The sequence below is a fragment of the Methyloprofundus sedimenti genome (assembly GCF_002072955.1).
GTDB lineage: Bacteria > Pseudomonadota > Gammaproteobacteria > Methylococcales > Methylomonadaceae > Methyloprofundus > Methyloprofundus sedimenti.
The window spans coordinates 72,271-86,458 of sequence record NZ_LPUF01000003.1; the positions used below are offsets into that span (position 1 = coordinate 72,271).

The following is a 14,188-nucleotide window of genomic DNA, read 5'->3' on the forward strand; positions in this document are numbered from 1 at the left end:
ATTCCTGAATAATTTAAAAAACTAGATTTGAAATTGAAAACCTAAAGTGATGGCATTTATATTTTCGCCTGAAGCATCTGACGTATAATCAGTCCCCATGCTCAACAAATCCCCATATTGCCAGCTTAGAGCAATCAATGCATTATGCCCGTCAATTACATAGTTGACGCCCACTTCGACCTGGTCCCGATCTGCACTAGTAGTCGGGTAAACACCTACGTAACGAACATAAGGTTGAAACTGCCCGATCCATACTTCTTGCGGAAGTAGAAACATCGCGCTAACATCAAAAGAATTACCCTCAAACATACCAAATCCTCCACCTGCATCACGTGAAGCCTGGCTATATCCATCAGTAATATCGTAATTTTTATATTCACCATTAAAAGTAAAAACCCCATAATCTTCAGGTAAGACTTTTTCTAACAATAAGTCGACAGACGTGCCACGAAAATTACCAGGATCTGTTTCTATACCTGCCCCTGTTTTTTGATACTGATTAGAAATACCTAGGGTAAGAATATCACCAGCTTTACCATAGTAAGTACCTGAGGTGTAGTAACCCGGATTTTCCTCAATTCCCCAGAACATATATTCAAACCGTTGGGCATACAGGATGTTATTCGCCTGATTTGCCCCGCCTCTTAAACCGCGGAAAAAACCGACTGCATAATGCAAACGCTGGTCAAAAAACTCGCCCCAGATTGTCCCCCCGTCATCACGCCCATATGAACCGGCAGAGGTACCATTATCCTGAATAACTGTATTAAAATCCGCGGGATCAAAAGGTGTACCCAGGTTAAAAGTATTGTAGATAGGATTGTAAAAAGGTCCGTTCATCTCCCTGCGTTCAGCAGGAACCAACATCCTACCGACCCAAACATTAAACATAGGGTCTATTTCAAATTTACCAATCGCATCGAGTACCCGTACTTCGCCACCGTTACCACAGGTCTGACAATCAGTGTTAAATTCAATTTTTATATATTTATGTAACTGCGCATTCAAATACAAACGCATATTGTCCAGATTAAAATTATTTGACCAGTCACCATTAGGAGATGCTCCTTCAACAGCTCTGAAGCTGGTTCTTAATCCAGCGCCAATACTCAGCCATTTGGTATCGTCAATTTTAAATGTCGCACCAGCCTGACTTACCGGTGCATAAGTAAATGCGACGGCAGCTAATGCTAAGGCAGGTAACAAACTGCTAGCCTGCTTTACCGCGCTTTGTTGTATAAAACCACTCATGTTAAAAGCCTCTCTTGATAAATATAAAGCTATGATTACAATGGCACCGCGTTAACATTGGTGCAGCCAGGAAATTTGGCATGTGGCATTATGGTTATATGAAAAAATCAGGACAATGCGCCATATGACTAATCAGTTAAATGACGTATATCAAATGACATACTGGTCAGTTATATTGTTTCATTGATAAAAAACGCAAATAAGGAATTAAACTTCTATGTATGACTCTATCCACTTGTCCGGCCTAAAGAGAACATTCTTTTTATCAATCCTCATTATTTCCTTAGCAGCCTGTACGACGACAACCTTTAAGAATGCTCACCCTATAGACCCTGCTCAAGTCAGTAAAATTCAGTTCCGATTTGTTAATCGCTCTGAATCTTTGGGAAAGTCTTTACCGTCTGCTGACATTGCCCAGCGGGTAGCAGCAAACCTTGTCCATGTGGGCTATCAAATATCAACAGAAAATAACTCACTCTATAGCCATGATTTAACAGCCGAAATCGGTACGACTAAAATCAGTTCGACACCCGTAGGCTTTTCATTTTCTTCAGGAGATTCAGACCCACGCGGCAGAAACTTCCAAAAAGCCAATGTATTACCTATAACATGCACACTTACCTCCAGGGGCCCGGAAAATAATCAAGTGGAATATAGTTTGGACTTTGCCAATAAAAAATTTTTGCATTATGAACAACAGCCAGATGAGCAAACAAAACTTATTGCTCTACTGGTTGATGATATAAGTACCACCTGCTTTAATTTACTGAGTAATTTAAAAATCAAAACACAAACGCGCAACAGCATGAGTTTAATTCCCCGCGCAACCCGTCAGAAATATGTGAGTCCTGAACCGGCCCCAAGCCCTGAATATAAGGCGCCTGACAGCCCGACTCCAAATGCAGAGAGTCAAAATACTGATAGTCCGGCTATAGGCTCTAATGCAGCAAGTCAATATCCTGAAAGCACAAATCCAGAGCCAAGCCCTGAACAGCAAAACGGTGCTACTCCCGTTCCAGACACAGAAAACCAGCCCGTTGCTACACCAACTCCTGAAAACACACTGGAATCAAGCTGGATGCCATCATTCATAATCGTCAATGATGCCCTCGGAGAAGATGCAAATGGCTTATCCGCTGATGAGGTACCCAATAGCAATCATCACAGAAAGCAAATTATCATTCACAACGAAGGTACTCCGGTGATTCTGGAAATGGGCTATGACCGAAGATAGTTACTACATTGGTGTAAACTGTTAGGGAGCAAAAAAGCTTAAGCTTTTTACTAGTAATAATCACAATAGCCTGTTTAATACATACCTGGTTATTCATGAAAAAATCTAACACTAAATGTAGATTAAACAAACATTGTCACTATGAGTACAACAGTTCATCAAAGCATCACTAAAATTCGTCGTGACTATAACTCCTGGGTTGCTAATGAAACGATGGAAGACTATGCGCTACGTTTTGCACCTAGATCTTTCCGTAAATGGTCCGAGTTTCAAGTTGCCAGCACCGCATTTGGGTCTACTTCATTTCTGGTGCTGGAAGCGATCGGTGGTTTTTTATCTCTACACTATGGATTCACTAACGCATTTTGGGCCATCATTATTGTTGGCCTGATAATTTTTATTATCAGCTTTCCCATCAGTTATTATGCCGCTCGCTATAGTATCGACATCGACCTGCTTACCCGTAGCGCAGGTTTCGGGTACTTCGGTTCAACCCTTACTTCACTGATTTACGCCTCGTTCACTTTTACTCTATTTGCGCTCGAAGCCTCAATCATGTCGCAGGCTATCGAACTGTATTTTGCTATCCCCATTGCCTGGGCACACCTTATTAGCGCCATTATTGTTATTCCCCTGGTAACCTTTGGCATCACCACCATTAGTCGACTACAGTTGTGGACCCAGCCGCTATGGTTATTGTTGTTGTTTATCCCTTATTTCGCCGTCATCACCCGCGAACCTGAAGCTTTATTAACTGCAAAAGCCTATTTTGGTATCGCCGCAAGTGGTCAAGGATTTAATTGGCTGTTATTTGGTAGTGCCACAACCATTGCTTTTTCGATGGTCGCGCAAATCGGAGAACAAGTTGATTTCTTACGCTTTATGCCCGAGAAAAACGCTACAAACCGCTTTCGCTGGTGGACAGCCACTATTGTTGCTGGCCCGGGCTGGATTGTGTTTGGTGTCGCTCGGCAATTAGGTGGAGCCATGCTGGCTCATTTAGCGATTAATAAAGGCGTTTCACTGGCTCACGCCCATGAACCAACGCAAATGTATTTCGTTGCCTACAGCACCTTAATTGATAATGCCGATATTGCTCTAGGCATCACCACCTTATTTGTTATCATTTCTCAAATTAAAATCAATGTCACCAATGCTTATGCCGGTTCGTTAGCATGGTCAAATTTTTTCTCTCGTATCACTCATAGTCATCCAGGACGCGTTATCTGGTTAATCTTTAATGTGTCTATCGCCTTATTATTAATGGAATTTGGCGTATTTGGTGCACTGGAGAAAGTATTAGGGTTGTTTTCTAATATTACCATCGCATGGATTAGCGTCGTTGCAGCTGAATTGCTTATTAATAAGCCACTGGGACTCAGCCCCAAAATAATTGAATTTAAACGCGCCTATCTACCCGACTTAAACCCGGTCGGACTGATTGCAACCTTTCTTGCTTCGTTAATTTCAATCTTAACGTATTTAGGCCTATTCGGTGACTACGCCCAGGCATTTTCAGCATTTATCTCTTTAGGACTGGCCTTCATACTAACGCCTAGTATTGCCTGCTTTACTAGCTACAGGCATTACCTCGCCCGCGCCAGACATTACAAACACGAGATTGTTCAACGACAATGCTGTATTTGCGAAAATAGTTTTGAGCATGAAGACATTGCTTTTTGCCCTGCTTACCAAGGGAGTATTTGCTCATTATGCTGTACGCTTGATGCACGCTGTTTAGACCAGTGCAAACCAGGCGCTAGACTGAACGATTACTTAGAAAATTTTGCTGAATACTTATTACCAAAGCAAATGCGCCTAGAGGCAAAACTAAGGCTTTTACGCTTCACGTTGTTGTTTGTATTTTTAAGCACTCTAACCAGCATCTTTATCTGCATCATCTATTATCAGGATTTGCTCATCGCAGAAACTTATCCGCCTTCGTTTGATTTATTATTTGAAAATTTCATCAAAGTTTACTCTTCACTACTGGTATTTATTGGTTTATGTACCTGGTGGTTAGTTTTAAATGGCGAGAGCAGACAGGTTGCACACGAAGAGATGGCAAAACAAACGCAGCGTTTATTAATGGAAATAGAACAACACAAAATAACCGATGCAAAATTACAACAGGCCATGCAAGCCGCAGACAATGCCAATAGTGCTAAAAGTCGATTTCTCAGCAATATGAGTCACGAAATTCGCACCCCTCTAAATTGCATTGTTGGCTACTCTCATATCCTCCATAAAGACCCCTTAATACCTGAACACCGACTTGAGGCTGTGGAAATACTCAAACGCAGTGGCGAACATTTGTCCTCACTCATTGAAGATATTTTAGATATCGCAGGTATAGAAGCCCGCAAGTTTGATCTACGTTATGAACCGCTTAATTTTCCTGAATTTATAGATCATCTGGTTAGTATTTATAGTGCTTTATCTGAAGACAAAGGGCTGCTATTTCGCTGCCAGATAGCTGACCCTTTACCACAGAAAATTCGTGGTGATGAAAAGCGCATCAGGCAGGTGCTGATTAACTTACTCAATAATGCTGTTAAATTCACCTCTACTGGTGAAATAGTTTTACGTATAAATTACCGCAGTGAAGTGGCCACCTTTCAGATTATTGATAGCGGTGAAGGAATTGAGACACAGAATATTGAAGAGATATTTCTGCCTTTTATTCGTTTAAGTCAATCAACGGGCAATGCGGTTGATGGTAGTGGTTTAGGACTCACTATCAGTAAAATTTTAACTGAACTGATGGGTGGCGAGTTAACGGTAAGCAGTGAAAAGGGCAAGGGCTCTATATTTACCGTTCGACTTTTGCTGCCTAATCTAAAAGATGTTATTGACATTCCTGAAGAGGAAAATATAGTAGGCTTTCAAGGAAAAACTAGAAAAATATTAGTTGTTGACGATCAATATGAACAGCGCAACCTGATAGTTTCCTTGCTTGGACCTTTAGGGTTCCATGTTGAAAATTCTGAATCAGGTGAACAATGCCTAAGCAAAGTCCCTGATTTTATGCCCGATCTTATCTTGCTTGATTTAGCCATGAGCGGCCTATGCGGCATAGAGACAGCACGCCAATTACGCGAACAAAATTATCGTATGCCTATTATTGTATTAAGTGCCAATGCCTATCCTTCCGATCGACAAGCCGCCATAAAAGCAGGCAGTAATGACTTTTTATCGAAACCGCTAAAAATGCAGGACTTACTGAGCAAACTAAAACTGCATCTATCACTGAATTGGATTTACCAAGGCAACAAAACACATCAATCCATTATCACCACAACCGCGCCCATGATCATACCTCCTCCCAATATTATTAATGACTTGATTCAGTTTGTACGTATTGGTGATTTGCTGGGCCTCAAACAAGAACTGAATGAGTTAATTAAATCAGACTCCGGTTATCAGGCTTTTGCTCTGCGAATTAGAACATTAGCCACTGAATTTCGTATTGGAGAAATAAAAAAAATACTTAACGTCCAAAATGATACGCATTAAATATCCTCAGAAAACTTACTCAGTTTTATGACAACTTAATCCTATCGCCCGACAACGAAAAATCATCTAATGAAGAATACTAACTACGATACTCAAACGCATAACGGCACCATTTTAATCGTTGATGATACGCCTGCAAACCTGGCCGTGCTATCCGACATACTCTCAGAATCAAACTATCGCATCCTGGTAGCTACTGACGGACTATCTGCTCTGGAACAGATTCAATACCTAAGTCCCGATATTATTTTGCTAGACGTCATGATGCCTGGAATTAATGGCTTTGAAACCTGTCACCAACTTAAAAAAAATCCGTTAACCGCTTTTATTCCGATCATCTTTATGACCGGCTTAAGTGACTTAGAGAATTTACTTAGAGGTTTTGATGAAGGCGCAGTCGATTATATAGTCAAACCGATTAGACCTCACGAAGTGCTCGCCAGAATCCAGGCTCAATTAGCACAAACTAAAAACTTACGCAGAGCTGAAGACACTTTGGATCAGATTGCTTTTGCTGCGTTAGCCTTCGATAACTCAGGTCTGATTACCTGGCTAACTGCAACCGCTGTTAAAGCACTACATGCTTGTATGCCAAATACCGAAACGACAGCTTATGATGTAGGCTGTGGAGATATTTTACCTAAACAGATCTTGGATCAGGTTAATAGCCGCATCAAAAAAACATCTTCAAATATTGAAACTATCATTAATGATATTCAGGTAGGTAAGCGTTTTAGCGGAAAAGTAATCCCCTGTCAGCAAATAGGCGAATATCTGCTACTGATCCAGAAAAATGCGCAAGACTGGGATCTTGCTTCCTTGAAATCATCTTTCGGACTTACCGCAAGAGAAGCTGAAATCCTTATGTGGATTTCAAGAGGAAAAACTAATAAAGATGTCGGATTAATATTAGATACCAGCCCCAGAACAGTTAACAAGCATTTGGAACATATATTTGAAAAACTCGGTGTTCCGACAAGAGCGGCGGCAGTCACTAAAGTCATGAACAATAACACGCTCGGTTTGGTATAGACCGACTTGCCGATAAAAATACAACTATGTTTTTATATCCTTTTTATATTCATTTCCAACAACATAGTTTCCTCTCTGTCAATAAAAGGCAATGCGATCATAACTGGCTTCCAGTTGCGGTCGCATTACACTAATCATCACAACCAGCTACAGCCAAAATCACCGCGCCAGCCTTAAAGATAGCAGTAACAGACTGACCCTTACGCAAGCCGAGGGTATCGACGCTATCGTTGGTAACGGAGGCGGTAACCTGCTCGCCACCTTTTAGTTCAATATCAACTTCGGTATTGACCGTCCCGGGCTTGACCACAGCCACTGCGCCTACTAACTGGTTGCGCGCCGAAGTCTGGTAGCCACCAAAATCTGTGACAATAATGACTTGTGAAGCCTTCACCAGAGCAATGACTTCCTGACCCTTCTTGATTGCCAACTTTTCGACAGATTCCTTGGTAATCGTGGCGACGATGGTATCTCCTCCCTTCAGACCAACATGAACTTCGGCATTTACCGCGCCGATAAGTACGTCATTAACAGTTCCGGTAAACTGATTACGTGCACTTGCTTTCATATTAAATACCTCATTTATTAAATTGAAGCACTAATAGTACCTCTTTGGTTGTGAAACGATTCTGCGTAATTTTTCCGGGATCAGACTTATTACCCGATTAAAAGTAACAGCAGTTTGTTTTGCAAAATTATGCATGTCCTATACTCGAAATTTTTAAGCTTACATGCTGCGATGTAAATCAACATACGCCAATCGAGGGATCATATCTTCCAGTTGAAATCATCGATTAAAGCGATAGCAGAACCCTGCTAAATACTGTGGTAAGTGCTTTTTACCAACGGAATAATAAGTTCCTGCTAAAGCATTTTTTACATTCCCAATCAAGGTATTGACCCATTTGAATTCCTCTTGCTAATTGACAGTTTGCACCATTTTTACAGTTCGAAATGAACACATAAAATGGAAAATACCTGCTCAAGGCTCAGGTTTTCATTTTCACCTATAATATTGTGAGTAGAGATCGGGTATTTTATATCTACACCATATTTTCCAGGTGCCTGGGCAAAAGTGTAAATATAGGCACTGAGGGAATTATCATTTCCGAGAAAAATTTCAACTGCCTGATATTGGTCCGGGTGTTCGAGCAAAGAAAAAGTATTTTCCCCATAACGACACACAAGCTCTACAAGAAAATGTTTAATATTTAAGTCTTTCTCAATGGCCCAAATATTCATAAATATTACGTTTTCCTGATTATCTGCGGCGGACCCATTAGGTTTTTAGTAAAGCTTTGCTGAAACCTGTGCACAACGTACAAACCTGCTGTCAGACTCAAAATGGCCAGTAAAGCCGTCATTTCTTCACTGCCTTCAAAAAAACCAACGGTCAATAACATAATCAACAGCGGCAATAGATACATAAAAAGAGAGGCGCGTAATAAATGATTTTCTTCTATACCGACAATAACGGTATCACCTACATTCAATTGCAAATGACTGTATAAAGCGAGTTCTCTGCTCGGTAATATTTTTGCGTAAAGCGCCGTACCGCAGGAATCTTGTTGTACACATTGTTTGCAAGCACTACTTTGCATACTATGAATGTAAACTTGATTGCCATTTACGCGTGTGACTAAAGCCTGTTCTTCTATCATTATCTTAAATCAGCTCTGGTACTTCAGCGTTGCTGATATCAAATGGTTTCTCAGCAACGTCAACACTTGAAGAGCTGGCAGTCAACTTGGCTATATTCGGTGCAGCACCCGTATCAGTACCGAAAAACATATCTATTTTAGTCATGTAAATACCTGTCATGATGGCGTTTGCAACAAAGAGAACCCTCTTCTACCTTTTACCGATTACACATTAATCTGTAATAAACCATTACTGCTACCTGCAGCCTGCTTTTCCTGCCACTGATTGACTGTAAAAGCATTAATGCTCACGGCATGCAAACGGCCATTACCCAGTGGCTCAGTTAACGTTGCCATAACACCTTGCTGCTGCTTGACCATACTCAAACCATCAAACTTATCGCTGATCACCGTAATTAATAGATCACAGCCTTCACCTTCTATATAGACAGTAGAATCCGGGTAATCCTGTTTTATCAACTGCTCTACCTCGGCATGACTCACTGTGGCACCTGGATCACTGACAGCTTGATCGGCAATAGCTGCTTGCAAGATCGGCAGCAATGAGCCATCAGCCGTCATCGCTTCAACAATATCACAGCCACCAATTAACTCACCTTTAACAAATAATTGTGGAAAAGTAGGCCATTTGGAAATTTTGGGTAATTTTTCGCGTATAAAGGGAGAGGCTAAAACATTCACAAATGCAAATGGAATGCCTGTCGATTTTAAAGCAACAACTGTTTTACCTGAAAAACCACATTCCGGGTTTTCAGGCACGCCTTTCATATACAGAATGATCGGATTTTCGCTTAATTGTTGTTGAATTCGTTCGTCAGTATTCATACTTATTTCCGTAAAAGATTAAAAGCTTAGGAGCGAGGGTTTAACAATACCCGCTCCTTATTGTGCCGCTTCCTGTTTTGGAGCTTCACGTTTAATTAATTCTATTTCTCCGTCACATTTGATGACGTCTTCATTAATAACACAGCGTTCGATGCCTTCACATGAAGGTAACTCAAACATCGTTTTACGCAAAATTTGCTCCATAATACTGCGCAAGCCTCTAGCTCCTGTATCTCTGGCTAACGCTCTTTCAGCAATGGCGACTAATGCCGGTTGCTCAAAATCGAGCTCCACACCTTCATAAGCAAATAATTGATGATACTGTTTTACTAAAGCATTTTTGGGCTCAGTTAATATTTGTATCAGTGCGTCAATATCAAGCGGTTCTAAAGGAGCAAGAATGGGGAAGCGTCCGATAAATTCGGGTATCAAACCGAAACGCTTTAAATCATCAGGCTCAGTTGCATTTAACATGCTTTCCAGGTCGGGTTTGATTTCTGAATTACTGACTGCAGCATGAAAACCAATAGCAGAATCCTTAGGTAATAGCCTTTTTTGGACGTGTTTTTCTAATCCAGGAAAGGCTCCGCCTGCTATAAATAATATATTTCGAGTATCGATCAAAACCTGATCTGAACTATCATTATCCTTCCGGCGGCCTTTGCTGGATACTTTAACCTGCGAACCTTCAACCAGACGCAATAAAGCCTGTTGAACACCTTCACCAGACACATCACGCGCACCAAACGATTGTTCAGAACTACGCGCAATTTTATCTATTTCATCAATATAGACCATACCCCATTCGGCCTTACCAATATTGCCTTCGGCAGTATCTAATAAACGTACCAGAATATTTTCTACATCATCACCGACGTAACCAGCTTGTGTCAGTGTTGTTGCATCAGCAACAACAAAAGGTACGCCTACAATTTTTGCTAACGTACTGGCTAATAAGGTTTTTCCAGTACCCGATGGGCCAATTAATAACACATTGGATTTGCCAATTTCAATATTTTCACTGGCATTACCTAAACCTGACTCACCGCTTTCAAATTTTAAGCGCTTATAGTGGTTATAAACCGCAACTGAAAGTATTTCCTTGGCGAGATCTTGACCAATCACATAATCATCAAGTTTTTGTTTTATTTCCCGGGGTTTGGATAAAGGCCCTTGTATTTCTTGCAATGCCTTTTTACGCCCCCAACTACTCACTACCTGACTCGCCAGAACCACACAGGCTTCACAGATATAGCCATTAGTGCCCGCTATTAAAGGAGCAGATGGAGCTTGTTCAAGATCACAAAATGAACAGTGTTTAAGTTCTTTTTCAGCCATAATTTTGCCTATAAAAATGTATTAACCGTTAACAGGAATTACAATTCAAAATCCCTACAAATCCAGTTCGATATTGTGGCTACGAATTTAAAACGGGACAGCATAACTCGTAGGGTGGGCAATCTCTTCTGCCCACCAAGGTGTGGCCTTTATGGTGGGCAAAAAAACTGCCCACCCTACTTTCTTATATGTGGAGCTGTCCAGCTTTCAGTTGGTAGCCGATATTTCACTTCCATTATTTGGAATCAATCTTTGTTACTTTTGGCAAACTAGCAAGCCAGGACCGTTGGCATGCTAGCCTGGAACGCCCTTCCATTAGCTGAAGAATTTTCGGGGTGGCCTTTTTTAGAGACATTGTTTCACCATATTGTATCTTTTCACATAAGATCAAATGGAAGCCCGCCTCGGTTTCTATCACATCGCTGAGCTGTTCTGTTTTCATATGAAACAGCACTGCATCAATTTCCGGATAAAGGTGACCTTTTGGATAAGCTCCCAATTCACCGCCTTGTAAAGCTGTTGGACACTCCGAATGTTGCATTGCCAGCTCAGAAAATTTATACGGCTTGCGGCGCAGTTTTTCTCCAATATCCTGAATACGCAGCAAAGCATTTTCTCTGGTATTTTCAGCGTAGTCATCATTTATGGTAATCAGAATATGCCTCACCGTGCGCCGCTCGGGAATAACAAACTTCTCAGGATGCATATGGTAATAAACGCCTATTTCTACCTCAGAAATTTTGTTTGCTCTTGATGCTACACTTTCTAAAATATTTTCAACCTTGCATTGTCTGGATAAGGCGCTCGCCAATAAATCTGGAGTTAAACCATTTTTTTTTAACTCATTAAGAAAGCTTTCCTCGTCTTCAAAGCGGTCAGATATTGCTTTAACTGCATTTTCTAACTCCTGATCACTGACAATCACGCCTGCTGCTTCGGGTGAACTCAAAACACGGCATTCAAGATCCTGCTCATTACGCGCCTGAACGGCGATTTGAGCCAGCTCATCAGAACTTAACTCCTGTGGTGTTTTTTCAAAAGCGGCAAGTGCTATGCGCAGAAGTGCATAGGGTTCAATATCATACGTTTCCGAATGACTCATATTACCTCCGTAATCTCCTGATTCTGATCTGTGTCTCTGGGTCCTAATGATGCCTCAGGTACTTGCAGTGTTATACCGGGAAAGCGGACGTGGTAAATAACAGGATCGGTATCGCGCACAACTTTTTCAATCTCACCTTCCGTTCCAATAGGCACTGCTATCTTACCTTTGATAGCTAAATTAAGTTTAGCAACCACCTTGTCTCTAAATTCAAACCGGCTTGGATTCCAGGGTTCATCAATACCGATTAATTCTTCTACCCGGCAACCCACCATGCAGCCATCTTTAATAAAATGGACTGTGTAGATAACCTGATCCTGTAGAAAGGTTCCCACCTCTACTACGTTACCCACACAACCCCGGCGAATTAAAATATCACCGACTTCCTTACCGGGATAGGTTCCATCATTACGCACATTACGCGTAACCCGAACTTCCTCGCCAAAATCGAAGCGGCCCTCATCTGGGCCATCCAGGTTCATGACTCAATGTCTGCTAAGGAAACAAAAGCCGACGTTGGCTCACCCATTTTAAAAACTTTAAACACTTTTTCAGTTTGGGCATCTGAACTCACAAAATCCTGATACGCTTGTTGCAGGAATTTAGTGTAAATAACTTTTTTCAAATCCTCGTCTTCCGGCATTTCAGCAGCAGACTGGGAAAGGTAATCATGAAAACGCTGTAAAATATGCAGGCGATTAACATGAACCACACTTTGATCATAATCGAGCTCAAAATATTGCAAAAAGTCTTCAGCTGATTCCAGGTCTTCCAGTTCTTCTTCAAAGCTCATCATTACATCCACCTTTAGTAAGGACCAGCGACACCAAGATCGCTAGTTATTAAATAAATAGTTAACATCAAAAAGATCACAGCGGATAGGAGTGGCAGCAGAAACTCAGTTATTTTTTTAAAAATCATGGCAGTAGCTCATTTGTAAAGTTGGAATATATGGTTATTTTCATCGATTTTTCGAGTGACAATTTCTAGTAGTCCTACAGCACCAATTCTGTTCTCACTATCTAAACTCACTAGCTTTTCAAAAATTGCTTTACTGGTTTCTAAATCATGTAAACGCATTTTTAGAAACCCGATAGACTTTAAAGTAAATAAATATAATCTGACCCAACTAAGGCTCTCTTTTGGCGTACTGCTAATATCTTCCAATGCCAGAATCTGCCAATCATTAGTAAAAGGTAATTTTGCATTGATTATATTCAAGGCTCTCTCAGACACTAACAAGGCTTCATCCAAGCGATGCTGATAATAATAAAACCGGTTCAAGGCCACCAGTACATTTAATGAATCCGGCGTACGCATAAACGCCTGTAATAAAGGTAATTCAGCATCCCCGTCTTCATACAACGAGCCTGCCTGATTGATAAGCGCTTGTACCTCTAGCGTATCCTCCTGCTCGAAATACAGCTCTTCAGGGTCAAAATCAAGTAGATCCATTTTTAGCCTGCCGCTTGTTTTAATTCCGGAGCGCTGTGCTCGGTATTACAGACATTATCTGACTCGCACTCAGCACATGATTCCTGTGGCTTTAAAGCAAATGTTTTTTGTTCGGATTCCAATAGCTCTATACGCTCTATTAAACACGTGATTGCTTTACCAATGGGATCAGGCACTAAATGATGATCAAGATCAATACCGTCATTGAGTTGAATTTTTACGCCTTTACTTTGAATAATACGCCCAGGAATACCAATCACCGTGCAACAAGGTGGCACATCTTTTACGACGACGGAGTTAGCGCCTACTCTCACACTATCACCCAGGGTAATAGCCCCTAAAATTTTTGCGCCGGCCCCAATGAGTACTTTATTGCCTAATGCAGGGTGGCGTCTCTCCTTGTTCCAGGTGGTCCCCCCTAAAGTAACGCCATGATATAAAGTGACATCCTCGCCAATGATTGTCGTTTCACCAATAACGACACCTGCCCCATGATCAATAAATAAGCGTCTGCCTATGGTAGCACCCGGATGAATGTCGACATTACTGACTGTTCGACTGATAAAAGCCAGCATTCTGGCGAGAGTATAAGCGCCAGATATCCATAAGCGATGGGTGACACGATGTACTAATAATGCGTGAACACCCGGGTAAGTGAGTAAAATTTCCAGCGTATTACGCGCAGCAGGATCACGTGCAAAAACGCACTGAACATCTTCTGACCACTGCTGCCATAAAGTTTGCTTATGCTTAACTTGCTTCATCGAACTGACC

The 14,188-nt window shown here is 41.3% G+C and carries 15 protein-coding genes and 1 pseudogene; 3 read left to right on the forward strand and 13 right to left on the reverse strand.

Annotated elements, in window-relative coordinates:
* Positions 1-21: 21 nt before the first annotated feature.
* Complete coding sequence (locus AU255_RS15170) at positions 22-1,251, reverse strand: hypothetical protein (RefSeq protein WP_080523778.1); 1,230 nt, start codon at positions 1,249-1,251, stop codon at positions 22-24.
* 217 nt (positions 1,252-1,468) lie between these two features.
* On the opposite strand from AU255_RS15170, the gene AU255_RS15175 reads away from it, so the two are divergent.
* The 3 genes from AU255_RS15175 (at position 1,469) to AU255_RS15185 (ending at position 7,033) form a co-directional block, all read left to right on the forward strand.
* Positions 1,469-2,485, forward strand: coding sequence for an RAD23 family protein (locus tag AU255_RS15175; protein WP_080523779.1), 1,017 nt, complete (start codon positions 1,469-1,471; stop codon positions 2,483-2,485).
* Between the two features lie 141 nt (positions 2,486-2,626).
* Complete coding sequence (locus AU255_RS15180) at positions 2,627-6,001, forward strand: response regulator (protein WP_080523780.1); 3,375 nt, start codon at positions 2,627-2,629, stop codon at positions 5,999-6,001.
* A 69-nt stretch (positions 6,002-6,070) separates the two neighbouring features.
* A complete protein-coding gene (locus AU255_RS15185; protein ID WP_080523781.1) occupies positions 6,071-7,033 on the forward strand; it encodes a response regulator in 963 nt (320 codons plus the stop codon).
* Positions 7,034-7,163: 130 nt separating this feature from the next.
* Here the strand turns inward: AU255_RS15185 and AU255_RS15190 are convergent, their stop codons facing one another.
* From AU255_RS15190 to cysE, 12 genes and pseudogenes are all read right to left on the reverse strand, one after another.
* Positions 7,164-7,601: a TOBE domain-containing protein gene (locus AU255_RS15190; protein ID WP_080523782.1), complete on the reverse strand. Its 438-nt coding sequence runs from the start codon at positions 7,599-7,601 to the stop codon at positions 7,164-7,166.
* Positions 7,602-7,823: 222 nt separating this feature from the next.
* Positions 7,824-7,943: pseudogene (locus AU255_RS15195) on the reverse strand (transposase); the annotation flags it as partial.
* Positions 7,944-7,975: 32 nt separating this feature from the next.
* Positions 7,976-8,275 (reverse strand): hypothetical protein, encoded by a 300-nt coding sequence (locus AU255_RS15200; RefSeq protein ID WP_080523783.1) that lies wholly within the window; start codon positions 8,273-8,275, stop codon positions 7,976-7,978.
* 5 nt (positions 8,276-8,280) lie between these two features.
* On the reverse strand, positions 8,281-8,694 hold the full coding sequence (locus tag AU255_RS15205; protein WP_080523784.1) for a SoxR reducing system RseC family protein: 414 nt from the start codon (positions 8,692-8,694) through the stop codon (positions 8,281-8,283).
* A gap of 4 nt (positions 8,695-8,698) precedes the next feature.
* Positions 8,699-8,839 carry an NADPH-dependent FMN reductase family protein gene (locus tag AU255_RS20165; protein ID WP_158083147.1) on the reverse strand — a complete coding sequence of 47 codons (141 nt, stop codon included), beginning with the start codon at positions 8,837-8,839 and terminating at the stop codon, positions 8,699-8,701.
* A gap of 59 nt (positions 8,840-8,898) precedes the next feature.
* Positions 8,899-9,519: a Grx4 family monothiol glutaredoxin gene (grxD, locus tag AU255_RS15210; protein WP_080523785.1), complete on the reverse strand. Its 621-nt coding sequence runs from the start codon at positions 9,517-9,519 to the stop codon at positions 8,899-8,901.
* A 57-nt stretch (positions 9,520-9,576) separates the two neighbouring features.
* On the reverse strand, positions 9,577-10,857 hold the full coding sequence (clpX, locus tag AU255_RS15215; RefSeq protein WP_080523786.1) for an ATP-dependent Clp protease ATP-binding subunit ClpX: 1,281 nt from the start codon (positions 10,855-10,857) through the stop codon (positions 9,577-9,579).
* A gap of 235 nt (positions 10,858-11,092) precedes the next feature.
* Positions 11,093-11,959, reverse strand: coding sequence for a nitrogen fixation protein NifM (gene nifM / locus AU255_RS15220; RefSeq protein WP_080523787.1), 867 nt, complete (start codon positions 11,957-11,959; stop codon positions 11,093-11,095).
* Positions 11,956-12,441, reverse strand: coding sequence for a nitrogen fixation protein NifZ (locus AU255_RS15225; protein WP_080523788.1), 486 nt, complete (start codon positions 12,439-12,441; stop codon positions 11,956-11,958). The genes nifM and AU255_RS15225 overlap by 4 nt, the downstream gene beginning before the upstream one ends.
* The gene (gene nifW, locus AU255_RS15230; protein WP_080524174.1) at positions 12,438-12,752 is read right to left on the reverse strand and encodes a nitrogenase-stabilizing/protective protein NifW; all 315 of its coding nucleotides are present in this window, start codon (positions 12,750-12,752) and stop codon (positions 12,438-12,440) included. The genes AU255_RS15225 and nifW overlap by 4 nt, the downstream gene beginning before the upstream one ends.
* Positions 12,753-12,889: 137 nt before the next feature.
* A complete protein-coding gene (locus AU255_RS15235) occupies positions 12,890-13,414 on the reverse strand; it encodes a hypothetical protein (protein WP_080523789.1) in 525 nt (174 codons plus the stop codon).
* Between the two features lie 2 nt (positions 13,415-13,416).
* A complete protein-coding gene (gene cysE / locus AU255_RS15240; protein ID WP_080523790.1) occupies positions 13,417-14,178 on the reverse strand; it encodes a serine O-acetyltransferase in 762 nt (253 codons plus the stop codon).
* Between the last annotated feature and the right edge of the window lie 10 nt (positions 14,179-14,188).